We start from the raw sequence: 25,128 nt of genomic DNA, 5'->3' as shown, positions 1-25,128 counted from the left end.
TCTCGGAGATCATTCTGCGGCCTCCTGCATCGTCTCGCCGTGCAGCAGTTCAGCCGAACATTGCTGCATCACCGTGCTGGCGCGGGCGATGGGGTTGGTCAGGTAGAAGTCTTTCACCGCATGGCCGATCTTGCCGCTTGCCTTGGCGTCCTTGGGAGCCCTGGACAACTTGCCGTAATCGGCGAGGCCTTCGACGCCCAGTGCAGGCACTTCGGCGGTCATGGCGGCGCGCAGCTGGTCAAAGCTGTCGAAGCCAACCTTGACGCCCAGCGCATCGGCCAGTGCGCGCAGGATGGTCCAGTCTTCACGCGCATCGCCGGGAGCGAAGACGGCCTTGTCGGACATCTGCACGCGGCCTTCGGAATTCACATAGGTGCCGGGTTTCTCGGTATAGGCGGCGGCGGGCAGGATGATGTCGGCAGCATGGGCGCCGTTGTCGCCATGGTGGCCGATATAGACCTTGAGGCTGTCACCGAACTGGCTCCAGTCCACTTCGTCCGCGCCGAGTGCCAGGACCACCTTGGGCTTGGCGGCGACGAGGTCGGCAATGCCGCCCTTCTGCGCGAAGCCCAGCATCAGCGCACCCATACGGGCTGCCGAAATGTGCAGCGCGTTGAATTCGGCGCCCAGCGCCTCTGCCACGGCCAGCGCCTTGCCATGCGCCTTGGCACCGAAACCGGCGGCACCGAGGATGACAGCAGGCTTTTCCGCGCCCTTGAAGGCATCGTTGACCTCTGCGGGCAGATTGTCGAGCACCGACAGGTCTGCGCCGAGGAAAGACGCCGGATAGGTGGTTTCCCACTCCGGCCCGACGATGAACACCTTTGCTCCGCGCTTTGCGGCCTTGCGGAGGCGCACGTTCACCAGCGGCGCTTCCCAGCGCACGTGGCTGCCGATGATCAGGATGGCATCAGCCTCCTCGATCCCGGCGAAGGTGGAGTTGAAGTTGACTGCGGCAAGGTTGGACACGTCGTAGTCCATGCCGGTCTGGCGGCTCTCGATCAGTGACGAACCGCTGGCCTTGAGCAACGCCTTGGCCGCGAACATGGTCTCGCAGTCGACGATGTCGCCGGCGACGGCGGCAATCGACTTGCCCGGCTTGGCGGCGGCGATCTTCTTGAAGGCCTCGTCCCAGCTGGCAGCTTCCAGCTTGCCGCGCCGACGGATGAAGACCTTGTCGAGACGGCGGCGGGTCAGGCCGTCGACCTGGTAGCGTGCCTTGTCGGAGATCCACTCCTCGTTCACGTCATCGTTGATCCGCGGCAGCACGCGCAGCACTTCACGACCGCGGCTGTCGATGCGGATGTTGGAGCCGACCGCGTCGGACACGTCGATGCCCAGCGTCTTCTTCAGCTCCCACGGGCGGCTTTCGAAAGCGTAGGGGCCGCTGGTCAACGCGCCGACCGGGCACAGGTCGATCACGTTGGCCGACAGCTCATGCTTGGCCGCCTGCTCGAGGTAGGTGGTGATCTGCATGTCCTCGCCGCGATAGAGCGCGCCGATTTCGTCCACGCCGGCGATCTCTTCGGAGAAGCGCACGCAGCGGGTGCAGTGGATGCAGCGGGTCATGATCGTCTTGATCAGCGGGCCCATGTTCTTGGACGTCACCGCCCGCTTGTTCTCGTGATAGCGCGATCCGCCGCGACCATAGGCCATGGCCTGGTCCTGCAGGTCGCATTCGCCGCCCTGGTCGCAGATCGGGCAATCCAGCGGGTGGTTGATGAGGAGGAACTCCATCACCCCTTCGCGCGCCTTCTTGACCATTTCGCTATCAGTACGGATTTCCTGGCCCTCGGTCGCGGGCAGCGCACAGCTGGCCTGCGGCTTGGGCGGTCCCGGCTTCACTTCCACCAGGCACATCCGGCAGTTACCGGCGATACTTAAGCGTTCGTGGTAACAGAAACGCGGGATTTCCTTGCCCGCCAGCTCACACGCCTGCAGCACGGTGGCGCCGGCGGGAACTTCGATTTCCTGTCCGTCTACGGTGACCTTGGGCATTACTGCTCATCCTCGGAAGTTACGTCGGGCGCGGGCACACTGTTGCGCGCCGCGTGCCACAGCCCTTCCCCCAGCCACACACGCAGGGTGAAGGGGGTAATGTCGATAGTCTGGCCTTGCGGAAGGCAGCCGCCGATGGTCGGCATCAGCCGTTGGACGGCCGCGCTTTCCTCCTCGGAATCCTGCCCGGTCCGGTAGAAATAATCGGCGTCGACCGGATTGGCGGCCACCAGGCAATCGGCGAAGTTCAGCGATGCATGGACCTGCGGATAGGCCGCCGAAACGGGATATTCGCGCTCGGCCATGACGTAGCCGGGCTGGAGCCAGGTAGGACCATCGGGGTAAAGATCGTTATAGGCCGCCTCGATCAGCCACTGGCGGATTCCGGCATCGGTGTAGTTGAGCCGCACGCCGCTGTTGTTGTTGCGCGCGACGCGATCGAGGCAGGTGTCGATCGGGAAATAGTCGCTCACCTGTTCGCGCGTCCAACCGATCTGCCCGAAATTCACGAAGCCCATATCGGTCATGTCGAGGAAGGCCAGCGAATCCTCGTTGGAGCGGTTCCACATGCAACGGCCGAACTGACCGATCATCGACCGGCTACGGCTGCGACCAACGCGGGTCAGCTCGCGCCGCTCGTAATAGGTCTGCGGCTCGGTGGGGAACTGGCGATCACGGCGGATACGCGAATTGGGCGCCATGTAGTCTTCCGACTGCGCAACGGCAGGCGCAGCGCCGATTCCGGGCAGCGCCGCGGAACCGAAGCTGAGCGCCAGCGCGCCCAGAAGATACAAGGCGACCTTGCGGATCACTCGGCCGCCTCGGCCATGCCCGCTTCGCGTTCGGCGATGCGGCGTTCGAGTTCGGGGCGGAAGTGCTTGAGCAGGCCCTGGATCGGCCATGCGGCAGCGTCACCCAGGGCGCAGATCGTGTGGCCTTCCACCTGCTTGGTGACGTTGTAGAGCATGTCGATTTCCTCGACCTCTGCCGCACCCGTTTCCAGTCGCTTCATCACGCGCCACATCCAGCCCGTGCCTTCGCGGCAGGGTGTGCACTGGCCGCAGCTTTCGTGCTTGTAGAAATAGGAGATACGGCTGATCGCGCGGACGATGTCGGTCGACTTGTCCATCACGATGACACCGGCGGTACCAAGGCCCGAGCCGAGTTCCTTCAGCCCGTCGAAGTCCATATGGGCGGAGCGGATCTGCTCGCCCGGTACCAGCGGCACGGAGGAGCCGCCGGGGATCACGGCCAGCAGGTTGTCCCAACCGCCGCGGATGCCGCCGCAGTGTTTCTCGATCAGCTCCTCGAAGGTGATGCTCATCGCCTCTTCGACCACGCAGGGCTTGTTCACGTGCCCGCTGATCTGGAAGAGCTTGGTACCCTTGTTGTTCTCACGCCCGAAGCTGGCGAACCATTCGGCCCCGCGGCGCAGGATGGTGGGCACCACGGCGATAGATTCCACGTTGTTCACCGTGGTCGGGCAGCCGTAGAGGCCAGCACCCGCCGGGAACGGCGGCTTCAGGCGCGGCTGCCCCTTCTTGCCTTCGAGGCTTTCGATCATCGCGGTTTCTTCACCGCAAATGTAGGCACCCGCGCCGCGGTGCATGAACACGTCGAAGTCATAGCCCGAACCGCTGGCATTGTTGCCCACCAGGCCCGCATCGTAGGCTTCGTCGATGGCGCGCTGCAGCGCCTCGGCCTCGCGGATGTATTCGCCGCGAATGTAAATGTAGGCGGCGCGCGCCCGCATGGCGAAACCGGCAACCAGCGCGCCTTCGATCAGCTTGTGCGGATCGTGGCGGATGATCTCGCGGTCCTTGCACGAACCCGGCTCGCTCTCGTCGGCGTTGATGACGAGGAAGCTGGGGCGGCCATCCTTGCTTTCCTTGGGCATGAAGGACCACTTCATGCCGGTCGGGAAGCCCGCACCACCGCGACCACGAAGGCCGGAGGCCTTGATCTCGTCGATGATCTCGTCCTGGCCGACTTCCATCAGCTTCTTGGTGTTGTCCCAGTCACCACGCGCCTGTGCAGCCGCCAGTCCGGGGGACTGGAAGCCGTAGACATTGGTGAAGATGCGATCCTTGTCAGCCAGCATTTGCCATGCCTCCACCGAGGAATACGAACCAGGCGACTGCGCCCAGGATAATGACCAGTGCCGCCGTCTTGACGATGCCCTTCAGCACCTTCCAGGCGATCGCAATCAGCACGACCGCCACCAGCAGGGGGATCAGCTGTTCCATCACCACTCGCCCCGGTAATCGTGGTTGGCTTCGACCATTTCCTTCAGACTGGTCGGCCCGCCAGCGGGTTCGCTGGTGTGGCGACCGGGCTCCTGCGTACCGGTCTTGGGCGTCTTGCCCTCGGCCAGCGCGTCGAGCACGGCATCGAGCCGTTCTGCGGTCAGGTCTTCGTAGTTGTCGTCGTTGATCTGCACCATCGGAGCCGTGGCGCAATTGCCCATGCATTCGACCTCGGTGAACGACCACAGGCCGTCGTCCGAGACATGGCCAGCCTTCATCCCGCGCTTCTTGCAAGCCGTAATCAGGTCGTCCGAACCGCGCAGCATGCACGGCGTGGTGCCGCAGACCTGCACGTGGAATTTTCCCACCGGTTCAAGGTTATACATGGTATAGAAGGTCGCGACTTCGAGCACGCGGATGATCGGCATGTCGAGGTAGTCGGCGACATATTCGATCACCGGCAGCGGCAGCCAGCCCTGCGTCTGGGTCTCCGCGCCAACTTGGCGCTGGGCCAGGTCGAGCAGCGGCATGACCGCGCTCTTCTGGCGGCCTTCGGGATACTTCTTGATGTGCCAGTCGGCCTTCTCACGGTTTTCGTCCGTGAAGGTCCAACCACCCCACTGCGCGCGCAGTTCGGGCGTATCGGCGGCGATCTTACGGGCGGCCATTGTTCACCTCTGCAGCGTTCTCGCGATGCGGACGGACCACGCGCAGCGTGACCACATATGCAACCAGTGCAATGCCCATAGAAGTCAAGATAATGACCATGGCGCTTTCGAGGTTCGGCGTTTCCATGAGCCGCAAGCCGGAAACCGCCCCGAATGCTCCGAGAAGGAGGAGCGTGGCTCGCTCTAAGAATCTCAGCATACTCACCGGTCACACTCCCCGAACACCACGTCGATTGCACCAAGGATGGCGGTCGCATCGGGCAGCATGTGGCCCTTCGACATGAAATCCATCGCCTGCAGGTGCGAAAACGCCGTCGGGCGGATCTTGCAGCGATAGGGTTTGTTGGAACCGTCCGAGACAAGATAAACGCCGAACTCGCCCTTGGGGCTTTCGGTCGCGACGTAGACCTCGCCAGCGGGGACGTGGAAGCCCTCGGTATAGAGCTTGAAGTGGTGGATCAGCGCTTCCATCGACTGCTTCATCTCGGCGCGCTTGGGCGGCGAGACCTTGCGGTCGTCGGAAGCGATCGGGCCTTCGGGCATCTCGGCAAGGCACTGCTTGATGATGCGCGCCGACTGGTAGACTTCCTCGCAGCGAACCATGAAACGGTCGTAGCAGTCCGAATTGGTGCCGACGGGAATGTCGAACTCCATCCGGTCATAGACGTCGTAAGGCTGGCTCTTGCGGATGTCCCACGGCACGCCAGCAGCGCGGATCATCGGGCCGGAGAAGCCCCAGGTGATCGCGTCTTCCTTGCTCACCACGGCGATGTCGACGTTGCGCTGCTTGAAGATGCGGTTGTCCTGCACCAGGCTCATCGCGTCGCCGAACAGTTCGGGCAGGCGGCCATCGACCCAGTCGCCGATATCGGTCAGCAATTTCAGCGGCACGTCCTGGTGCACGCCGCCGGGACGGAACCAGGCCGAGTGCATGCGCGCGCCCGAGGCCCGCTCGAAGAAGTTGAGACAGTCCTCGCGCAGCTCGAACACCCACAGGTTCGGCGTCATCGCGCCGACGTCCATCACGTGGGCGCCGATGTTGAGCATGTGATTGCAGATGCGCGTCAGTTCGGCGAACAGCACACGCAGGTACTGCGCCCGTTCCGGCACTTCGATATTCAGCAGCTTCTCGATGGCGAGCACGTAAGAGTGCTCCTGCGCCAGCGGCGAACAGTAATCGAGCCGGTCGAAGTACGGCAGCGCCTGCAGGTAGGTCTTGTACTCGATCAGCTTCTCGGTGCCGCGGTGGAGCAGCCCGATGTGCGGATCGATGCGCTCGATGATCTCGCCGTCGAGCTCCATCACCATGCGCAGCACGCCGTGCGCGGCAGGGTGCTGCGGACCGAAGTTGATGGTGTAGTTGGTGATTTCCTCGTCACCGGTGGTGGGCGAGGTTTCCTGTACGAGGCCGCTCACTTGTCGTCCTCCTTGTCTTCCATTGCCGGCGGATCGGCGTCGGTGCCCTCCTCCGCCTTTTCTTCGGTCTTCTCGCCTGCACCGGTCTGCTTGGCGCTCTCAGTGGTCTTGGGCTTGTCCACTTCGGGCGGGCCCTCGGCCTTTTCGTCACCCGGGAGGATGTAATCGGCACCTTCCCACGGGCTCATGAAATCGAAGCTGCGGAAATCCTGCGCCAGTTCCACCGGCTCGTAGACCACGCGCTTTTCCTCTTCGGAATAGCGCAGTTCGGTATAGCCGGTCAGCGGGAAGTCCTTGCGGAACGGGTGACCTTCAAAGCCGTAGTCGGTGAGGATGCGGCGCAGGTCGGTATTGCCGTCGAAGGTGACGCCGTACATGTCGAACACTTCGCGCTCGAGCCAACCGGCGACCGGCCACAGCGTGGTAACGGTCGGCACCGGGGTATCCTCGTCGGTCGTGACCTTCACCATCACGCGGTGGTTCTTGGTCAGGCTGAGCAGCATGTAGACCACCTCGAACCGCTCTGCGCGGCCCGGATAGTCGACACCGGCCATTTCCATCAGCTGCTGGTAGGCGTGCTCGTCGCGCAGCAGGCGCAGCGCGTCTTCGATCGATTCGCGCTTCACGGTGAGCACGATCTCGCCATGCTCTTCCTTCGCGGACACCAGCATGGTGCCCAGCGCGGCGGAAAGCGCGTCCTTCACGCCTTCATTGGTGGCGAACTTGGGAGCGGAATGTACGACGCTCATCGTTCGATCGTCCCGCTGCGGCGGATCTTCCGTTGCAGCTGCATCACGCCGTAGAGCAGCGCTTCAGCCGTAGGGGGGCAGCCGGGGATGTAGATGTCGACCGGCACGATGCGGTCGCAGCCGCGCACCACCGAGTACGAATAATGATAGTAGCCGCCGCCGTTGGCGCAGCTGCCCATCGAAATCACGTACTTGGGCTCCGACATCTGGTCGTAGACGCGGCGTAGCGCCGGAGCCATCTTGTTGCACAGCGTACCGGCGACGATCATCACGTCCGACTGGCGCGGGCTGGCGCGCGGGGCGACGCCGAACCGCTCCATGTCATAGCGCGGCATGTTGACGTGAATCATCTCCACGGCGCAGCAGGCGAGACCGAAGGTCATCCACCAGAGCGAACCGGTGCGCGCCCACTGGAACAGGTCCTCGGTGTTGGTGACGAGGAAACCCTTGTCGTTCACCTCGGTTTGCAAGGCGTTGAAATACTCAGCGTCGGGCTGTTTCACTTCGCCCGGCTGTGCGGTCGGAAGGCCGTCTACTCCCATTCCAGAGCTCCCTTCTTCCACGCATAGGCGAGGCCTATGGCCAGTTCGCCCAGGAAAATCATCATGGTAATCCAGCCCGGCCAGCCCGTCAGGTCGAGCGACACCGCCCAGGGGAACAGGAAAGCCGCTTCAAGGTCGAACACGATGAACAGGATCGCGACGAGGTAGAATCGCACGTCGAACTGGCTGCGCGGGTCCTCGAACGCGGGGAAACCGCATTCGTACTCGGTCAGCTTGTCCGTGGTCGGCTTATGCGAGCCGGTAAGCCGCGAAACGCCCATGGGCAGGAAGACGAATGCCGCCGAAAGACCTGCCGCGATCGCAATGAACAGCAGGATCGGCAGGTATTGGGTGAGATCTAGTTCGGCCAAGACAGACTCGACAGTTGCTGGAGGTTGCGAGGGCGCGTCTAGGCAATGCCTTGCGGCGATGCAAGGCAGTCAAATGGCCCTATTCCAGAGATTCCGCCTCGCTTTCCACCAATGGCACGCGATGGATCGCTGTTGGTTGCGGCTCGAGGCCTTCGGCAAGCGCCCCGCCCTCCCCGAAAAGCTCCCACTGGCCGGTGCCGATATAGACGAGCGCATTGCCGCTGATCGCGCCGCCGAGCGGTTCGGTCCAGCCCGGGTGGTTGCGCTCTATCACGCGGTAGCTGGCGGCGCTGGCGGGGCCGCCGCCAAGGGTGATAGCAATCAGGCGCATCGGTCCGAGACCGTTCTGCATGGCGACCAGCTCGTTGCCGTAGAGCCACAGCCCGTCGACACCGTCGAGCAGGGCGTGCTCCTCCATCTGCAGCCGGTAGACCTGCCGCGAGGGCAAGGTGACGACGGCGATGCCGTAGCGATAGTCGCTGACGAACAGCGAGCGACCGTCCGGCCGCACCGCCAGCCCTTGCGGCGAACGGAAGGTTCCGGGCGCGATCAGCGCAGTCATGGACGCGTCTTGCATGGAGGCAGTGTAGACTCCTCCTCCGACAGGATCGCTGCCGAATACGGTGCCGTCGGGCCCCACGGCGATATCGGAAATCGTCACACCTGCCGGTGCGGGAACGCGGCGGCGGACTTCAAGTGTTGTGCGATCGAGAGCGATCATGCCGCGGAAGGCGCTATCCGGATCGGGGGTCTGCTCGACCACCCCGGACCCCAGCCAGATCAGACCGCGCCGCTGGTCAATCGCGATTCCGGCAAGACTGCCCGCGGCGGGAATGTCGACCTGCCGCCACTCACCCTCGCCTTCGCGGACGAACAGGCCGCGAGAAACGATGGAGGTGACAAGGAAACGGTCCGTAGCTGGATCGTGCAGTACGGATTCGGGGAGCAGGACTGTTGCCGGAACTTCGGCCACCACCTCGCTGGCTGCGATGGGCTCGGCGTTGATCCGTGCGGCGGCGATCCACGCCGGGACAACAGCGGTCTGCACCAGGCCTTGCAGGTATTCGAGCGCACCGGGAGTAAAGGCATAGCCATCTTGCACCAGTACCTGCGCCACCGACAGGGCGCGGCCGGTATCTTCCTCCGCAAGGTGTGCGTTGAGCAGCCGCAGGCGGACCGAGGACGAGTTGGGAAACTCGGCCGTCAGGTTCTGCAAGGCATCGACGGCGGTGATCTGCCCCGTCGCGGCATCGACGGGTCGCCATGGTTGCGGCGGGCGCGAGGGCGGCGGCGGTGCTGCGGTATTGACAGGTGCCGGCTCCGCCATGGTCTGGAACGGGTTCTCCGGCGTCTGGCATCCTGCCAGCGTCAGGGCCGTGATGGCCATTATGCTGCACTGCACAATCTTGCGCATTTCGACTTCACCACCTAGATAGCCCGCGAACCGTCATCCAAGACCCGACCCAGAGAGGCAAGCTCCCCATGGCCACTTTCAACGAATCCGATCCGATCGTCATCCTGTCTTACGCCCGCACCCCCATGGGCGCGATGCAGGGCGCCCTCTCCGAAGTCGCTGCGACTGATCTCGGCGCTACCGCCGTCAAGGCCGCTGTCGAGCGCGCCGGCGTCGCGGGCGAGGATGTCGACCGCGTCTACATGGGCTGCGTGCTGCCCGCCGGCCTCGGCCAGGCCCCTGCCCGCCAGGTTGCCATCAAGTCGGGCCTGCCGCTGTCGGCCCAGGCCACCACGGTCAACAAGGTCTGCGGCTCCGGCATGCAGACCGTGATCATGGGCGCCGAAGCCCTCGCCTCCGGCACGGTCGACACCGTGATCGCGGGCGGCATGGAAAGCATGACCAACGCGCCCTACCTGCTCAAGAAGCACCGTTCGGGTGCGCGCATCGGCCACGACACCGCCTATGACCACATGTTCCTCGACGGGCTCGAAGATGCCTACGAGCCGGGCCGCGCCATGGGCACCTTCGCCCAGGAAATGGCCGACAAGTACCAGCTGACCCGCGAGGACATGGATAACTACTCGATCACCTCGCTCGAACGCGCCAATACTGCCATCGCCAGCGGTGCCTTCGCCGACGAGGTCGTCCCCGTCACCATCAAGACCCGCAAGGGCGAAGTGGTGGTAGACACCGACGAGAGCCCGTCGAAGGGCCGTCCGGAAAAGATCCCGACCCTGCGTCCGGCCTTTGCCAAGGACGGCACCATCACCGCCGCCACCTCCTCGTCGATCTCCGACGGTGCGGCTGCCGTGGTGCTGACCCGCAAGAGCGTCGCTGACGCCAAGGGCCAGACACCGGTGGCTACCATCGTCGGCCTGACGGCCCACGCCCAGGCTCCCGAAGAATTCACCATCGCTCCCGTGGGCGCGATCCAGAAGCTGCTCGAGAAGACCGGCTGGTCGGTTGACGATGTCGACCTGTGGGAAGTGAACGAGGCCTTCGCCTGCGTCACCATGTTCGCCATGCAGGACATCGGCATCCCGCACGACAAGATCAACATCAACGGCGGCGGCACCGCACTGGGCCACCCGATCGGCGCCAGCGGCACCCGCATCATCGTCACCCTGCTCAACGCGCTGAAGCAGCAGGGCAAGAAGCGCGGCATCGCCTCGCTGTGCATCGGCGGCGGCGAAGCAACCGCGGTGGCTGTCGAACTCGCCTGATCGTTCCTTCGCCCAATCTCTTTTTTGCCAAGGGCGGAACAAGTCGTCCGCCCTTGGCATTTCCCTTATGTCTGTGCACTACGCACGCAAGCAAATGGGAATAGAGGGATTTGCCATGAAGAAGCTGATTGCCGTGAGCCTCGCGCTCGCACTAGCCGCCTGTAACGGCGCGAATGACGACGTCACCGAAGACGCTGGCACCAATGAGGATATGGCCGAGGCCAGCGACATTCTGGAAGGCGATGCACCGGGTTTTGAGGCAGTCGCTCCAGGCACCTACCAGGTCACCCGCTCGGGCGGCGAGGTGGATTATATCCAGATTCACCCGGGCATGACTTTCTCGCGCGTCGATGCCGAAGGGAATGCCACGGGCGGTTCCATATTCATGAAGGACGGCATGACCTGCTTCCTCGTCGAAGGCGAGGAGGATGAAGCCTGCTTTACTGACGGTCCGACGCAGGAAGACGGCAGCATGGAGACCACCTCCGAAGCTGGCGATGTTTCCACCGTGGTGCCGGTAGACGGTAACCTCGACGACTATGTTGGTGATAGCGAATAAGATCACCACGCATCCAACTTTCGATACCCGCGGCGGCACTCGCGTCATGCTGCGGGAACAACAACAAGTGAAATAGGGAAAACCATATGAAGAAGCTTATCGCCGTTGCCACTGCCGTGTCCGGTGCCCTCGTCCTTGCTGCCTGCGGCGGCGGGGCAGACGAACCGACCGAAGCCGACATCGACGAAGATGCTGCGAATGCGGTGCTCCCCGATACCAAGGCCGGCACCTACACCTCGACTACGCCCGAAGGCGTCGAGGTTTCCGTGTCGCTGAATGCCGATGGCACCTATTCCGTCATGGAAGGTGGCGAGCAGGTTGAGACTGGCAATTGGGAAGACAACATCCGCGGCACCTGCATGATGCCCGAAGGCGGCGAAGGCGAAGACTGCTACAACATCGCCCCCGCTGGCGAAGACGGCATGGTCGACGTGACCGGCCCCGACGGCGAAACGATGAACTACAGCTTCGAAGGCTAAGTCTTTCGGCTTGCTACACAAAAGGGCGGTCCGGTTCGGGCCGCCCTTTTTGCATTTGCCACGCGGGCAATTCTGCCTAGTCTTGCCGCCTCGAAAAAAGGGGGAAAAGATGCGTAAACTGATCCTGATTGGCGGCGTGCTGGCACTGGCGGCCTGCGCCGGAGAAGCTGACACCACCGAAGAAGCAGCGACCGTCGAAGAAGAGGTCGTGGAAGTGGTCTCGGTCGTCGGCACCTACAACGGCACCGGCGAAGATGGCACCGAATGGACCGCCACCATCAACGAAGACGGTACCAGCGATGTCACCGTCGACGGTGAAGTGGTCGATTCCGCGACCTGGCGCACCAACGAAGAAGGCATGACCTGCTTCACCGGCGTTCCTGGCGAGGGTGAGGAAGCCGACGAAGAGGAATGCTACATGTTCGGCGAAGTCGGTGAAGATGGTTCGGTCGAGGTAACCGGCACCGATGGCGAATCCCAGACGGTGATCAAGGTCAGCTGATCCGGATCGACATACCGCAACTGGAAGGGCGTCCGCTGCGGGCGCCCTTTCTCATTGCGACTCAGGGCTCACCCGCGCCCCACAGGCGCGACTGTTCGACCCAGCCCGCGTGGCGATCGACCTCGAATTCGCACCAACCGGCAGAACATTCGCCCAACAGGCCGACAACGCCGGGTTCAAGGTTCCAGCGCAAGGCGCTTGCTTCCGACGGATCCGCCCGCATGGGGAGAAGGTCTTCGCCGATGACGATGGCAGTGCGCTGGCGGCTCAGAAGGCTGGCAGACATCCAGCCCAGTGTGCCGTCCGGCTCCTCGATGTAGCGCCAACCCTGCAGCAGGCGCACGACGCGCACGGGCAGGTCTTCGCGGGTATAAACCCACATGATCGGGAACTGTTCGCCCGGCCCCGACCGCATGTAGGCCTCCGACGTGTCGATGCTGGCCCAGTAAGGCAGCTCCACATCCTGCGCCGCGACCGGACCGCCGATAGCCAGGGCCAGGACGGTAAAAGTGATTCGGATCATGCGGGACATGGTCGCAGGATAGCGATCTGTGCGTGTGTGGGGCAATAATTCTCAGGCCGCTTGCCCAATTGGAAGAATCTGTCCTAACAGACTGCCGAGACGTAATCCCGCCACCAGAGCGGACGTGAGGGGAACACGAAAATGCTTCGCAAGATCGCTGCAGCAAGCGCGCTGCTGGCCATGCCGACCATGGCTTTCGCGCAGGATGGAATTCCGGCTGCCGGGGATAGCGGCGACACGGCTTGGATTCTTGTCGCCACGGCCCTGGTGCTGCTCATGGCCCTACCGGGCCTCGGCCTGTTCTACGGCGGCCTCGTACGGGCGAAGAACTTCCTCTCGGTCATGCTGCAGGTGGCAGCCGTGGTCGGGATCGCATCGATCCTGTGGGTCGTGGTCGGTTACACGCTGGCCTTCGGCGAGACCACCGGCGGCTGGATCGGCAACGGCCGCGCGTGGATGCTGATCGACCTCGGCAACTTGCGCGCCGGGACGGCGATCCCCGAAAGCACCTTCGCCATGTTCCAGCTCACGTTCGCCGCAATTACGCCGGCGCTGATGGTAGGCGCATGGGTCGACCGCGCCCGCTTCGGCTGGGTGATCGCCTTTACCGCCATCTGGGGCCTGCTGGTCTATGCTCCAGTCGCGCACTGGGTCTGGGGCGGCGGCTGGCTGGGCGCCCGGGGCGCACTCGACTTCGCAGGCGGCATTGTCGTCCACACCACGGCAGGCGTTTCCGCACTCGTCGTCGCCCTGCTGCTGGGTCGTCGCCAAGGCTTCCCGTCGGGTGCCCTGCTTCCGCACGCTCCGGGCATGACCATGCTGGGCGCCATGATGTTGTGGGTCGGCTGGTTCGGCTTCAACGGCGGCAGCGCGCTCACCGCCACCGACGACGCGAGCATGGCGATCATCAACACGCACACGGCTGCCGCTACGGCAGCGCTGCTGTGGATCCTGATCGAGCGAGTGAAGTTCGGCAAGTCGACCACGGTGGGCTTTGCCACCGGCGCGATTGCCGGCCTTGCCACGGTCACTCCGGCCGCAGGCTTCATCAACCCGGGTGCAGCCATCCTGCTCGGCGCCGCGGCCTCCGTGGTCTGCTACGCCGCCATCGTGCTGGTGAAGAACCGCCTGAACATCGACGATTCGCTCGACGTCTTCGCCGTCCACGGCGTTGGCGGCATGCTTGGTTCGATCCTGCTTGCCATCTTCCTCTCGGCAGACCTTGGCGGCACCGGCTATGACGGCGAAACCACCATGCTGGGCATGCTTGGGATCCAGACGCTGGCGGTCGTGGTCGTGGCGATCTTCTCCGCCATCGTCACGGCGATCATCGCCATCGGCGTATCGCTGTTCATCCCCATGCGCGTGAGCGAGGACGAGGAAATCCAGGGTCTCGACAACACCAGCCACGGTGAACGTGGCTGGCACTTCGACTAGGACGCCTCAGCTTCCATCTCCGCCACCTTGGCAAGGATGCGGTCCATCGCCGCACGCGAAGTGCCGAGCGCAAAGTGCTGGGCATCGATCCGCAGTTGGGCATCGCTTTCGTCGGGCTGGCCGCGTGTGCATTCGGGCGCAATCACCCCGTCCACGGCCGACTACACGGCCAGCGTCGGCACCGGCGGCTTGGCGCTCACCTGTTCGGCAAAGGGCGGGTTGTCGACCGTGTGATCGTTGATTGCCTCGTAAAGCTTCCAGGCCACGTTGGCGTGGCGATCACCAGAGAACGGGCTGGCGACCGTCACCACCATGTCGACATGTTCGGGCACCCGGTGCGCCAGCACGCGGGCATAGAGGCCGCCAAGGCTCCACCCGATCAGCATGACCTTCTTGCCGCTTTCGGCGTGCAACCGCTCAAGCCGCGCTTCTACGGCTTGCAGCTTGGCGGGATTGGCGCCGGTGTTGAGGCCCTGCCGCCAACCCTCCGGCACGAACCCGCGCGACCGCAAGGTGCGGCGCATCAGCGTGGTGGAGATATCGCCCGTCGCAAGGCCGGGAATGACCAGCGCGGGGCGGCCATGCCCGACGTCCGCCCCGCCCCTTGGCAAGCGCAGGGGGTTGAACAGCACCCGCGGGATCGCCAGCCCTTCGCGCAGGGTATTGCGCAAGGGTGGCGGTCCGGCGTTGTCCGTCAAATCAGTCGCCCGTCAGGATCCGGTCGACCAACTGCTTCACGCTGGGGGTGAAGTTGTTCGAGTAGAACGGGTCCTGCTTGAAGCGGTAGGCCGCGTGTCCGGCAAAGGCGAGGTTCTGGTTCACGTCGCCGCCGTGGGCGATGTCCTGCAGGGTCTTCTGGATGCAGAAGCTGCGTGGATCGGCAAGGCGGCCGGTGGTGTAATCGTCGTGGTCTTTCCACGAGGAGAACCCGCAGTGCGACAGGCAGCCCATGCAGTCGGCCTGGTCCTTGCGGATTTCCGCGCGTTCTTCGGGATCCACGAACACTACGGTATCGTCCGGGGTCTTCAGCGCATCGGTATAGCCTTCGGCCACCCAGCCACGGGCGCGTTCGCGGTCCTTCGGGGTGACCCAGAAGTTCTTGCCCTTCACGCCCACGTCCAGCTGCACGGTGTGCTCGCCCGCCTCGACCTTCGAGTAGGGAATCTGGCGCTCGCTCCGCGCTTCGAGGTTACGCAGGAACGGGTTGCGCACGGCGCTGGAATAGAAGCCGGTCGGGCTGAAGCGGTGCAGCAGCACGTCGCCGGGTTCCAGCGTGCGCAGCATGTCCTTCCAGCCCTGCGGAATCGGGCTTTCCTCGGTCAGCAGCGGACGGGTGCCGAACTGGAAGGCAATCGGACCCAGCTCGGGATTGTCGATCCAGTCGTTCCACTCGCGCAGGTACCAGACACCGCCAGCCATGACGATCGGCACGTCGTCCGATACGCCTTCCTTGCGCATGGTCTCGCGCAGCGCGGCAACGCGCGGATAGGGATCTTCGGGCTTCTCCGGGTCTTCAGCGTTGGACAGGCCGTTGTGCCCGCCAGCCAACCACGGGTCTTCGTAGACCACGGCAGCCATCAGGTCAGCGACCTTGTGGTAGCTGCGCTTCCACAGTGCGCGGAAAGCGCGCGCCGAGCTGATGATCGGCAGGTAGCTGACGTTGAAGCGCGCGGCGATCTCGGCGAGCTTGTAAGGCATGCCGGCACCGCAGGTAACGCCTGTCACCATGCCCTTCGTGCGTTCGAGGACGCCTTCCAGCACCTGCTGCGCACCGCCCATTTCCCACAGCACGTTGATGTTGATCGCGCCCTTGCCGCCGGCCATTTCGTATGCCCGCTTCACCTGCTCGGTGGCACCGTCGATGGCATACTGGACCAGCTGCTCGTGCCGTTCCTTGCGAGTCAGCTGGTCATAGACCTGGGGGATGATCTTGCCTTCGGCGTCGTAGCTGTCGGCGTTCACGGCACTGACCGTGCCGATGCCGCCGGCAGCCGCCCAGGCGCCCGAACTCTTGTGGTTGGTAGCGGAAACACCCTTGCCACCCTCGATCAGCGGCCAGACTTCGTGGCCGCCGTACATAATGGGTTTAAGACCCTTGAAGCTCATCATCTTCCTCAGCTGAGGTCTCGCCCGGAAGCGAGATCTCCGTAGTTGTTTCGCCTGGTTGCAGGCATGGTTCTATGTCGCGTGGCTCCGGTCGCTCACCAGCGACCTCGAACTGGGCATAGTAGCCGGCGATCTCCGGCTTGCGCACGAATTCGACGAGCCGATAGCCCACACGCTCGAATTCGCAAAACAGAAGTTGGGGATTGATCCCGTGCTGGTCCACCGGCCGGTCGACATCCACGACAATCACCTGCCCGCCTTCGCGCAGCGCCGGGCGCATCCGCCACAGCAGGGCATATGGCTCGCTCACCTCATGGTACATGTGTACCATGAAGATGCGGTCGAAGCTATTTTCGGGCAGCTTGGGATCGTCCGGCGCCCCCAGCGCGATGGATACGTTGTCGAGCCGTTCGCGCTCGATACGGTTGCCCAGGCGGTTGAGCGCCGCCTGGTCGATATCCTGCGCCAGCACGCGTCCATCTTCGCCCACCCGGGCAGCCAGGCGCACCGTGTAATAGCCGTCACCCGCACCGATATCGGCCACGGTCATGCCTTCGGTAATCTGCGCCTGGTCCATCACCGTCTGCGCTTCGCGCCGGTCGTCGCGCACCTGCTCGGTCGAGAAGGCATTGCTTCCGGCTTCGGACACGGGGCGATAAGGCCGCGGGAAATCGCGCGAGGAGACCGGCCGGTCCTCCTCCGCGACATCGCAAGACGCGAGGGCAAGGCATGCGGCCAGTGACACGCCGACAGCGGTGAGTATCCTCCTGCTCATGCCCCGCCTCTAGCCCCTGACCATTAACTTGGCAAAGAGGGATGCTGCGACATGACCGTGGCTGTCGCCCGTCACGTCTTTTCCGCCACGACGAAGGAGTAGAACAGCGCGCCGACACCGGCGGTCATGCGGTTTTCCAGCCCCGTGTCGTGGACAAGGCCGAATACCAGATTGCCGATTGATCGAGGACGGCAGCGTCCACGCTACTCGACGTCCTCCACCTCGACCTTTTCGCCGGTCACGCGCTGCGCCAGCGCGGCGGCGATGAAGTCGTCGAGGTCGCCGTCGAGCACGTCGTCGGGCGTTGGCGAGGTAACGCCGGTGCGCAGGTCCTTCACCATCTGGTACGGCTGGAGGACATAGCTGCGGATCTGGTGGCCCCACCCGATCTCGGTTTTCTCGGCATATTCGCCTGCCGCCGCCGACTCGCGGATCTGCATCTCGCGTTCGAACAGGCGAGCCTTGAGCATGTTCATCGCGGTGGCGCGGTTCTTGTGCTGGCTGCGGTCGTTCTGGCTGGCCACCACGATACCGGTCGGCTGGTGGGTGATACGCACGGCGGAGTCGGTCGTGTTGACGTGCTGGCCGCCCGCGCCCGAGGCCCGGTAGGTGTCGATCTTGAGGTCGCCCTCGTTGATCTCGATGTTGATGTCGTCGTCGATGACCGGATAGACCCAGACGCTCGAGAACGAGGTGTGGCGGCGCGCCGAGCTGTCGTAGGGGCTGATGCGGACGAGGCGGTGCACGCCGCTCTCTGTCTTGGCATAGCCGTAGGCGTTCTCGCCCTTGATCAGCAGGGTGGCGGACTTGATGCCGGCCTGTTCGCCGGCCGCGTATTCCACCGTTTCCACCTTGAATCCGCGTTTCTCGGCCCAGCGGACGTACATGCGCATGAGCATCTCGGCCCAGTCCTGGCTTTCGGTGCCGCCAGCGCCGGCGTTGATCTGCAGGTAGGTGTCGTTGCCGTCAGCCTCGCCCGACAGCAGCGCGGAGACCTTGTCGCGGTCGGCCCGTACGGCCAGGGCCGCAAGCGAGGCCAGGCCTTCGGCCACCACGTCGTCGTCACCCTCGGCATCGCCCATTTCGACGAATTCGGTGGCGTCGGCCATCTCCTGCGAGATTTCCTGCACTGTCTCCACGGCGTCCTTCAGCAGCTTGTGTTCGCGGCTGATTGCCTGGGCCTTCTTGGGATCGTTCCACAGGTCCGGGTCCTGCACGCGCGCTTCCAGCTCGTCGAGCCGGCGTAGCGCATGCTCCCAGTCGAGCGATTTCTTGACCAGCGCCAGTGCGGCTTCGATGCGGTCGATATGGGCCTGCCCTTCGGCACGCATGACAAATTCCTCGTAAAATGAATGGGCGCGACTAGCGCAGCATGGCCACGGTGGGAAGTGGGCGGATCAGTAGATGCCGCCCTGCTCCTCGGCGAAGTTGTCCTGTTCGCCATTGTTCTCACCAGAAGCCGTGCCTTCCTGCTGGCGGCGCATCTGTGCCAGGATCAGGTCGCGCATGGCGTCGATCTCGTCCTGCCGCTGGCTGCGGCGCGGTTCGGTATCGGGTTTGAATGCTTCCCAGATCACTGCGGAGGTCGGCTCGTCGGTGGGCCAGGCATCGAATACGCGGCCGCCCGTGCGGCGGTCGATCCGCACCATGCGCACGCCGCGCGGGGCGAGGAACGGCCTCCCGGACCAGTGGTCCCGGGTTTCCTGGATGAACTGGCGCATGATCGGCGCGGCCGTGTTGCCACCCTGGATCCACCCGCCCATGTTGCGCGGGTTGTCGAAACCGAGATAGGTGCCCGCGACGATGTCGGGCGAGCCGCCAACGAACCAGGCATTGGTCGGGCCGGAGCTGGTGCCGGTCTTGCCGAACAGCGGCAAGCCGAGATCCCGCAGGCGCGTCGCCGTACCGCGCTGGACCACGCCTTCGAGCATGTGCACGACCTGGAAGGCGGTGCGCCCGTCCATCACCTGCCGCCCGCGCCTGCCGAAGCGCGGCATCGGGCTGCCGTCCCATTCATCCATGTTGCAGCCGCTGCATTCACGCTCGTCGGCGCGCCAGATCACGTGGCCATCGCGGTCCTGCACATAGTCGATCAGGGAGGGCGGGTTGAGCCGCCCATGGTTCACCAGCATCGAATAGGCGGCAACAATGCGTTCCACCGTCGTGTCGCCCGCACCCAGCGCGAAGGCGGGATAGGGATCGTAGGCGCCTTCGTTCGCGATGCCGACGTTCTCGAAAGTTTCGATCACGTTCTCCATGCCCGTTTCCATCGCGATGTGGACGGTCATGAGGTTCTTCGACTGCTCCAGCCCGTAGCGCATCGGGTATTCGCCGCCGCCACGGCTGCCGCCGAAGTTGGTGAAGCACTTTTCGCCCAGGTTGGCGCCCTGATAGTAACAATACTGGCTATCGGGGACCATCGTCGCCGGGGTCATGCCGTGGTCAAGGCCCGTCGCGTAGACGAAGGGCTTGATGGTCGAACCTGGCTGGCGCTCTGCCTGCGTAGCACGGTTGAAGCTGCCGAGACGGGAGTCGAAACCGCCCTGCATGGCGAGCACCCGTCCCGTGTCGGGAGCCATGGCCATGAAGCCGCCGGACACCTCCGGCAGCGGTGCGAGGCGCCACGAACCCCCATCGGGTTGCACTGCCACCACATCGCCGACCTCCATCGAGTCCGGAGCGGATGTCAGCGGCACTTCCTGTCCATCGGAGAACCCGACCGTCGCGCTGCTACCCGACTTCGCGGTGACAACGGCAATGCGCCAGTTTTCGTAGGAGATCGAAATGTTGGAGCTGCGCAGCTGGTCGGTCAGGTCGCCGTTTTCCGGATTGATCGTCGCGATCTCCCCGCCCCAGCCGCGGTTGCCGTGATAGCGCAGCATGGCCGCCCGCAGTGAATTGCGCGCCGCATCCTGCAGTTCCATGTCGAGAGAGGTGCGCACCCACAGGCCGCCGGCATAGACGCTGTTGGGGCCGTCTTCGGCCTCTTCCCCGTACATGTCGATCAGCTGGCGGCGCACTTCCTCGAGATAGTAGCCGGCATCGGCGCTGCGTTCACTGCGCTGCCCCTGCACGATACCGAGCGGCTGGGCCTGGGCAGTCTGCAACTCCGCTGCGGTAATGTAGCCGTTGTCTTCCATCTGGGTCAGCACCCAGTTCCGGCGGCTGCGCGCCGTGTCGTAGTTGGCTTCGCGGCTGTAGACCTCGGGCGCGCGCGGCAGGATGGCGAGGTAAGCCATCTCGTGCAGGTCAAGGTCACCCACGTCCTTGTCGAAATAGGCCCGCGCGGCGGCCTGCACGCCGTAGGACCGGCGGCCCAGCGGGATTTCGTTCAGGTAGAGCGTGATGATCTCTTCCTTCGACAGCACGCCTTCGATGCGCGTGGCCAGGATCATCTCGCGCAATTTGCGGGTGATCGAGTACTCGTTGCCGACCAGGATGTTCTTGGCGACCTGTTGCGTGATCGTCGAACCACCCACGGCGCGCTCGTCCGATCCCAGCTTGGAAACGTAGTCGATAACGGCGTTCACGAAGCCGCCTGCGTCGATGCCGTTATGGCTCCAGAAGGTCTCGTCCTCGGCCGATACGTAGGCGTTGAGCAGCTGTTCCGGCAGGTCGCCGAACTCCAGCTCCACCCGCCGTTCGCGCTCGTACCGGTGGACGATCTCGCCATCGATACCGCGCACCACGGAGGGCAGGTTCGGTTCGTAGTCGAGCAGCGTTTCCGCGTCCGGCAAGTCACGCGTCAGCCAGATCCAGCCCGCCAGCACCACCAGCAGGCCCAGCAGCATCACCCTGATTCCCCAACGGAACCACCGCTTGGCAGCCCAGAGGGCGCTGAACCGAGAGGTCAGCGGGCGCAGTACATGGCGCAGGCCTTCCCAAGCGTCACCGAATTTGGATGCAATAGTCGTCATAGCCAGATGCAGCGCCTTACATGCCAAGTCCGGCTGGCGCCAGAATGAATAGTGTCAGGTAGCGCCCGATTGCCGGGCAAAATAGATACGGATGGCGCGCGCCATCACTTCGGCAAAGCGTTCGCGCCCTTCGACCGAGGCCAGTGCCGCAGCCTCACTCTCGTTGGTGACGAAGCCGGCTTCGAACAGCACGCTGGGCACGTCAGGCGCCCGCAGAACCGCCAGCGCGGCCGACCGGCGGGCCTGCGGATGGAACCGCAGGTTGCCCGCCCCTTCCCGCTCGATCAGCTCGGCAAATTCGACTGACTGTTCGGATGTGCGCCGCTGCGACAGTTCGACGAGGATGGCGTTAACGGCTTCGTCCTGTCCCGAAAGGTCCACACCGTTGATGATATCCGCCTCGTTCTCGCGCTCGGCAAAGCGTGCGGCAGCTTCGGAGCTCGCGGTTTCGGAGAGCGTGTAGATAGAGGCACCGGTCACGTCATCGCGTTCGCCCGCGCTGTCAGCATGGACCGAAAGGAACAGGTCAGCGCCAAGATCACGGGCGATTGCCGCGCGCTCCTCCAGTACGATGAATCTGTCTTCGTCGCGCGTCATGGCAACCCGGATGCCGCCATCTTCCAGCAAACGGTCACGCAAGGCACGCGCCAAGCCCAGGACGATGGTCTTCTCTCGATATTCGCTGCCGACGGTACCGGGATCGGGCCCGCCATGCCCCGCGTCGATCACCACCAGCGGACGGGTGGGATCATCCGGCCCTTCGATTTCGGGCAGGCCGATAGTCTCGGCACTTACCGGCAAGGCTACCCGCACTACATAGTCGCGCCCCAGTACGGGAACGGGAATCGCGGCACCGATGGCATAGAGCACACCCAGCAATAGCGCCGGGAAGGCGAACAGCAGGGCGATCTGGATCCGCTGCGACATGCAGTTGCGCTCTCTTCCTTCTACCCACGCCTGATGCTGCGCTGGCGCGCCGGTTGCACTCCAAGGGAATTTTGCGCGAATGCGCAACAAGGTTGCCGAAGCTTTCCCCCAATGCTAACCGTTTGCGCGCCGGAGCGATTGTGCATCCCGGCCTATCCGAAACCGCCCCTACGGGCGCTTCGGCACTACGTTACAGGTTGATGCCGCAATGCAAAGTAATAGCCAGCAAGCCAAGCAGCGTCCGCAAGGTCGCCTGATGGCTGCGGGGCTTCCAGCGCAGACGCAAACCCTGCGCCTTGGCACTGCGACAGACGCAATTCGCACTTCGATTCGCCCCTTTGGCAACGAAGTGATGATCTCAAACTCCCGCATGAATGGCGGGATCCACACATATCGGCAGCCCCTCCCCCGCAAACTGGCCACCCGTTGGCCGGCACGCGCCGGATTTGCTGCATGGAGAATATTCAATGGCAACGCGCATGCTTATCGATGCGCGCCACCCGGAAGAAACACGGGTGGCGGTGCTCAAGGGAAACCGGATTGAGGAGTTCGACTTTGAATCTGCCGAACACAAGCAGATCAAGGGCAATATCTACCTAGCGAAAGTCACCAGGGTCGAACCGTCGCTGCAGGCGGCCTTCGTCGATTTCGGCGGCAATCGTCACGGTTTCCTCGCTTTCAGCGAAATCCATCCCGACTACTACCAGATCCCTTCGCAAGATCGCGAAGCCCTGCTTGCCGAAGAGCAGGCTGCGGCTGAAGAAGAAGCCAAGCTTCGCGCCGAGGAAGAGGAATACGAAGACGGCGAGATCGACGCCGACGATCATGACAACGATGACGATGAGGATGACGAGCCGGGTGTCGAAGAAATCGACACCAGCGAGAAGGACGACGTCGCCACCATCGAGGACGGCCACGAAGACAGCTCCAGCACGGACGACAGCGACGACGAGGACTCCGACGAAGACGGCAGCGACAAGCCGCGTTCGCGCGGCCGTGGCCGTGGTCGTAGCCGGGGTCGCCGCCAGCAGGGCCGCGGTGGTCGCGGCGGTTCGCGCGCCAAGGAAATCGACGAAGCCCGTGCCAAGCGCCAGGCGCTGCGTCGCCGTTACAAGATCCAGGACGTCATCCAGCGCCGCCAGGTACTGTTGGTCCAGGTCGCCAAGGAAGAACGTGGCAACAAGGGCGCTGCCCTCACCACTTACCTGTCGCTGGCCGGCCGCTATTGCGTGCTCATGCCGAACTCCAGCCATGGTGGCGGCATCTCGCGCAAGATTTCCAACGGTTCGGACCGCAAGCGCCTGAAATCGATCGTATCCGATCTCAGCCTGCCGAAATCAATGGGCCTGATCGTCCGCACTGCCGGCCTCAGCCGCAACAAGAGCGAGATCAAGCGCGACTTCGACTACCTCGCCCGCCTGTGGGACGAGATTCGCGAACGCACGCTTGGCAGCAGTGCGCCCAGCGCGATCCATTCGGATTCCGACCTGATCAAGCGCGCCATCCGCGACATCTACAACCGCGAAATCGAAGAGGTCGTGGTTGAAGGTGAAGAGGGCTACAAGGCCGCCAAGTCGTTCATGAAGCTGCTGATGCCCAGCCATGCCCGGCGGGTGAAGCACTATTCCGACCCCGTCCCGCTGTTCCAGCGTTACGGCGCGGAAGACCAGCTTTCCGCCATGTACGACCCGATGGTGCAGCTGAAGTCCGGCGGCTACCTGATCATCAACCCCACCGAAGCGCTGGTGTCGATCGACATCAACTCTGGCCGTTCCACCAAGGAACACGGCATCGAACAGACCGCGCTGCACACCAACCTTGAAGCCGCGCGTGAAGTCGCCCGGCAGTTGCGCCTGCGCGACATGGCCGGCCTGGTGGTAATCGACTTCATCGACATGGAGCACAACTCCAACGTCCGTAAGGTCGAACGCGCCATGAAGGACGCGCTCAAGAACGACCGGGCGCGTATCCAGGTGGGCCGCATCTCGGGTTTCGGCCTGATGGAAATGAGCCGCCAGCGCCTGCGCACCGGCGTGCTCGAAGCCACCACACGCACGTGTCCGCACTGCGATGGCACCGGCCTGGTCCGGACGGCCAGCTCAGCCGGCCTGTCGGCCTTGCGCCAGATCGAAGACGAAGCGGCCAAGGGCAAGGGTACGACGATCACGCTTTATGCCTCCACCGAGGCGGCAGTCTACCTGCTCAACGCCAAGCGTTCCGATCTCGCCGAGATCGAGGATCGCTATGGCGTAACCGTCGAAGTGAAGCCGGAAGGCGAGGACGAAGGCGCCAAGATGCGCGTCACCTCGTCCGGTCCGCGCCCGACTTCGGCCCCCAAGTTCGAAGCCATTGTCGACGATGACGACGACATCGAAGATATCGACGAAGCCGATGAGGCTGACGACATCAACGACAACGAGAACGAAAACGACGACGATGACGGCGGCCAGCGCAAGAAGCGTCGGCGTCGGCGTCGTGGCGGTCGTGGTCGCAATCGCAATCGGCAGCAGGACGAAGACGGCAACGATAGCGACGATTCGTCCGACGATTCTTCCGACGATTCCGACGAGAACGAGGATTCGGAGGACAGGTCCGACAACGACGGTGAGGATAAGCCGAAGCGTCGCCGTGGACGTCGCGGAGGTCGAGGCCGCAACCGCAAGAAGCAGACCGGCGAAGGCTCGGACGATGCAGACGGCGAGCAACAGCAGGATGCCGCTGAGGAAGCCGCTGTAGAAGCTCCGGCCGAAACAGCCGCGCCTGAAGCCGACGACGAAGCCGAGGAAGCACCTGCAAAGCCCAAGCGCCGCACGCGGCGCAAGAAGGCCGAACCCGAAGCCGAGGAAGCCAAGGCTGACGACAGCCAGGCCGAGACCGAAGCTGCCGCCGAGCCGGAAGCCGAGGAAAAGCCGAAGCCCAAGCGTACCCGCCGCAAGAAGGTCGCAGAACCTGCCGAAGCCGAAGCCGAAACCGACACTGCCGAACCGGCTGCTGACGAGAAAGCAGAAGCTCCCAAGCCGAAGCGCACACGTCGCAAGAAGGCAGCCGAACCTGTAGCGGAAGAGGCACCGGCAGAGGCCGAAGCCGCGACTGCCAAAGCACCTGCCAAAGCACCTGCCAAAGCACCTGCCGAGGGCGATGCCGAAGGGCACGACGACGATGGCTCGCCGCGTCGTGGCGGCTGGTGGCAGCGCACTTTCGGTAACTGATCGCACCCGACGGCAGGAGAACCCG

25 protein-coding genes are annotated in these 25,128 nt (G+C 63.9%); 6 read left to right on the top strand and 19 right to left on the bottom strand.

Annotation, left to right across the window (positions count from 1 at the left end):
* Positions 1-9 precede the first annotated feature (9 nt).
* The 11 genes from nuoG to AAEO60_RS05720 all read right to left on the bottom strand — a co-directional run bounded on the left by nuoG (position 10) and on the right by AAEO60_RS05720 (position 9,404).
* Positions 10-1,998 carry an NADH-quinone oxidoreductase subunit NuoG gene (nuoG, locus tag AAEO60_RS05770; protein ID WP_341672690.1) on the bottom strand — a complete coding sequence of 663 codons (1,989 nt, stop codon included), beginning with the start codon at positions 1,996-1,998 and terminating at the stop codon, positions 10-12.
* Positions 1,998-2,810, bottom strand: a complete 813-nt coding sequence (locus AAEO60_RS05765) for a hypothetical protein (protein ID WP_341672689.1) — start codon at positions 2,808-2,810, stop codon at positions 1,998-2,000. The genes nuoG and AAEO60_RS05765 overlap by 1 nt, the downstream gene beginning before the upstream one ends.
* The gene (gene nuoF / locus AAEO60_RS05760; protein ID WP_341672688.1) at positions 2,807-4,099 is read right to left on the bottom strand and encodes an NADH-quinone oxidoreductase subunit NuoF; all 1,293 of its coding nucleotides are present in this window, start codon (positions 4,097-4,099) and stop codon (positions 2,807-2,809) included. The genes AAEO60_RS05765 and nuoF overlap by 4 nt, the downstream gene beginning before the upstream one ends.
* A complete protein-coding gene (locus AAEO60_RS05755) occupies positions 4,089-4,244 on the bottom strand; it encodes a hypothetical protein (RefSeq protein ID WP_341672687.1) in 156 nt (51 codons plus the stop codon). The genes nuoF and AAEO60_RS05755 overlap by 11 nt, the downstream gene beginning before the upstream one ends.
* Positions 4,244-4,912, bottom strand: a complete 669-nt coding sequence (gene nuoE / locus AAEO60_RS05750) for an NADH-quinone oxidoreductase subunit NuoE (protein WP_341672686.1) — start codon at positions 4,910-4,912, stop codon at positions 4,244-4,246. The genes AAEO60_RS05755 and nuoE overlap by 1 nt, the downstream gene beginning before the upstream one ends.
* Positions 4,899-5,117, bottom strand: a complete 219-nt coding sequence (locus tag AAEO60_RS05745) for a hypothetical protein (protein ID WP_341672685.1) — start codon at positions 5,115-5,117, stop codon at positions 4,899-4,901. The genes nuoE and AAEO60_RS05745 overlap by 14 nt, the downstream gene beginning before the upstream one ends.
* Complete coding sequence (locus AAEO60_RS05740) at positions 5,114-6,328, bottom strand: NADH-quinone oxidoreductase subunit D (RefSeq protein WP_341672684.1); 1,215 nt, start codon at positions 6,326-6,328, stop codon at positions 5,114-5,116. Before AAEO60_RS05740 ends, AAEO60_RS05745 begins: the two co-directional genes overlap by 4 nt.
* A complete protein-coding gene (locus AAEO60_RS05735; protein ID WP_341672683.1) occupies positions 6,325-7,077 on the bottom strand; it encodes an NADH-quinone oxidoreductase subunit C in 753 nt (250 codons plus the stop codon). Before AAEO60_RS05735 ends, AAEO60_RS05740 begins: the two co-directional genes overlap by 4 nt.
* Entirely contained in the window at positions 7,074-7,619 is a 546-nt protein-coding gene (locus AAEO60_RS05730; RefSeq protein ID WP_341672682.1) for a NuoB/complex I 20 kDa subunit family protein, read from the bottom strand. Before AAEO60_RS05730 ends, AAEO60_RS05735 begins: the two co-directional genes overlap by 4 nt.
* Positions 7,610-7,990 (bottom strand): NADH-quinone oxidoreductase subunit A, encoded by a 381-nt coding sequence (gene ndhC, locus AAEO60_RS05725; RefSeq protein ID WP_341672681.1) that lies wholly within the window; start codon positions 7,988-7,990, stop codon positions 7,610-7,612. The genes AAEO60_RS05730 and ndhC overlap by 10 nt, the downstream gene beginning before the upstream one ends.
* A 79-nt stretch (positions 7,991-8,069) precedes the next feature.
* Positions 8,070-9,404: an SMP-30/gluconolactonase/LRE family protein gene (locus AAEO60_RS05720; protein WP_341672680.1), complete on the bottom strand. Its 1,335-nt coding sequence runs from the start codon at positions 9,402-9,404 to the stop codon at positions 8,070-8,072.
* Between the two features lie 68 nt (positions 9,405-9,472).
* Here AAEO60_RS05720 and AAEO60_RS05715 point away from each other — a divergent pair, with 68 nt between their 5' ends.
* The 4 genes from AAEO60_RS05715 (at position 9,473) to AAEO60_RS05700 (ending at position 12,209) form a co-directional block, all read left to right on the top strand.
* Complete coding sequence (locus AAEO60_RS05715) at positions 9,473-10,669, top strand: thiolase family protein (protein ID WP_341672679.1); 1,197 nt, start codon at positions 9,473-9,475, stop codon at positions 10,667-10,669.
* Positions 10,670-10,784: 115 nt separating this feature from the next.
* Positions 10,785-11,228: a hypothetical protein gene (locus AAEO60_RS05710; protein WP_341672678.1), complete on the top strand. Its 444-nt coding sequence runs from the start codon at positions 10,785-10,787 to the stop codon at positions 11,226-11,228.
* 86 nt (positions 11,229-11,314) lie between these two features.
* Positions 11,315-11,707 carry a hypothetical protein gene (locus AAEO60_RS05705; protein ID WP_341672677.1) on the top strand — a complete coding sequence of 131 codons (393 nt, stop codon included), beginning with the start codon at positions 11,315-11,317 and terminating at the stop codon, positions 11,705-11,707.
* A gap of 109 nt (positions 11,708-11,816) precedes the next feature.
* Entirely contained in the window at positions 11,817-12,209 is a 393-nt protein-coding gene (locus AAEO60_RS05700; protein ID WP_341672676.1) for a hypothetical protein, read from the top strand.
* A 61-nt stretch (positions 12,210-12,270) separates the two neighbouring features.
* Here the strand turns inward: AAEO60_RS05700 and AAEO60_RS05695 are convergent, their stop codons facing one another.
* Complete coding sequence (locus tag AAEO60_RS05695; RefSeq protein ID WP_341672675.1) at positions 12,271-12,741, bottom strand: SH3 domain-containing protein; 471 nt, start codon at positions 12,739-12,741, stop codon at positions 12,271-12,273.
* A 132-nt stretch (positions 12,742-12,873) separates the two neighbouring features.
* Here AAEO60_RS05695 and AAEO60_RS05690 point away from each other — a divergent pair, with 132 nt between their 5' ends.
* Positions 12,874-14,169 carry an ammonium transporter gene (locus AAEO60_RS05690; protein ID WP_341672674.1) on the top strand — a complete coding sequence of 432 codons (1,296 nt, stop codon included), beginning with the start codon at positions 12,874-12,876 and terminating at the stop codon, positions 14,167-14,169.
* Here AAEO60_RS05690 and AAEO60_RS05685 read toward each other — a convergent pair.
* From AAEO60_RS05685 to AAEO60_RS05655, 7 genes are all read right to left on the bottom strand, one after another.
* Complete coding sequence (locus AAEO60_RS05685) at positions 14,166-14,324, bottom strand: hypothetical protein (RefSeq protein WP_341672673.1); 159 nt, start codon at positions 14,322-14,324, stop codon at positions 14,166-14,168. The genes AAEO60_RS05690 and AAEO60_RS05685 overlap by 4 nt on opposite strands.
* 6 nt (positions 14,325-14,330) lie before the next feature.
* Complete coding sequence (locus AAEO60_RS05680) at positions 14,331-14,867, bottom strand: esterase/lipase family protein (protein ID WP_341672672.1); 537 nt, start codon at positions 14,865-14,867, stop codon at positions 14,331-14,333.
* Position 14,868: 1 nt separating this feature from the next.
* Positions 14,869-16,275: an NAD(P)H-dependent flavin oxidoreductase gene (locus tag AAEO60_RS05675; RefSeq protein WP_341672671.1), complete on the bottom strand. Its 1,407-nt coding sequence runs from the start codon at positions 16,273-16,275 to the stop codon at positions 14,869-14,871.
* Positions 16,256-17,050: a class I SAM-dependent methyltransferase gene (locus AAEO60_RS05670; protein WP_341672670.1), complete on the bottom strand. Its 795-nt coding sequence runs from the start codon at positions 17,048-17,050 to the stop codon at positions 16,256-16,258. The genes AAEO60_RS05675 and AAEO60_RS05670 overlap by 20 nt, the downstream gene beginning before the upstream one ends.
* A 203-nt stretch (positions 17,051-17,253) precedes the next feature.
* Entirely contained in the window at positions 17,254-18,381 is a 1,128-nt protein-coding gene (gene prfB / locus AAEO60_RS05665) for a peptide chain release factor 2 (RefSeq protein ID WP_341672669.1), read from the bottom strand.
* 66 nt (positions 18,382-18,447) lie between these two features.
* The gene (locus tag AAEO60_RS05660) at positions 18,448-20,967 is read right to left on the bottom strand and encodes a penicillin-binding protein 1A (protein ID WP_423970090.1); all 2,520 of its coding nucleotides are present in this window, start codon (positions 20,965-20,967) and stop codon (positions 18,448-18,450) included.
* A gap of 54 nt (positions 20,968-21,021) precedes the next feature.
* Positions 21,022-21,894, bottom strand: coding sequence for an N-acetylmuramoyl-L-alanine amidase family protein (locus tag AAEO60_RS05655; protein ID WP_341672668.1), 873 nt, complete (start codon positions 21,892-21,894; stop codon positions 21,022-21,024).
* A 467-nt stretch (positions 21,895-22,361) separates the two neighbouring features.
* Between AAEO60_RS05655 and AAEO60_RS05650 the strand changes: the two genes are divergently transcribed.
* Positions 22,362-25,103 (top strand): Rne/Rng family ribonuclease, encoded by a 2,742-nt coding sequence (locus AAEO60_RS05650; RefSeq protein WP_341672667.1) that lies wholly within the window; start codon positions 22,362-22,364, stop codon positions 25,101-25,103.
* Positions 25,104-25,128: the final 25 nt, after the last annotated feature.

The organism is Aurantiacibacter gilvus (assembly GCF_038289935.1).
GTDB lineage: Bacteria > Pseudomonadota > Alphaproteobacteria > Sphingomonadales > Sphingomonadaceae > Alteraurantiacibacter > Alteraurantiacibacter gilvus.
Note: the sequence above shows the minus strand (reverse complement) of the source record. Positions and strands in the feature narration are given on the sequence as shown.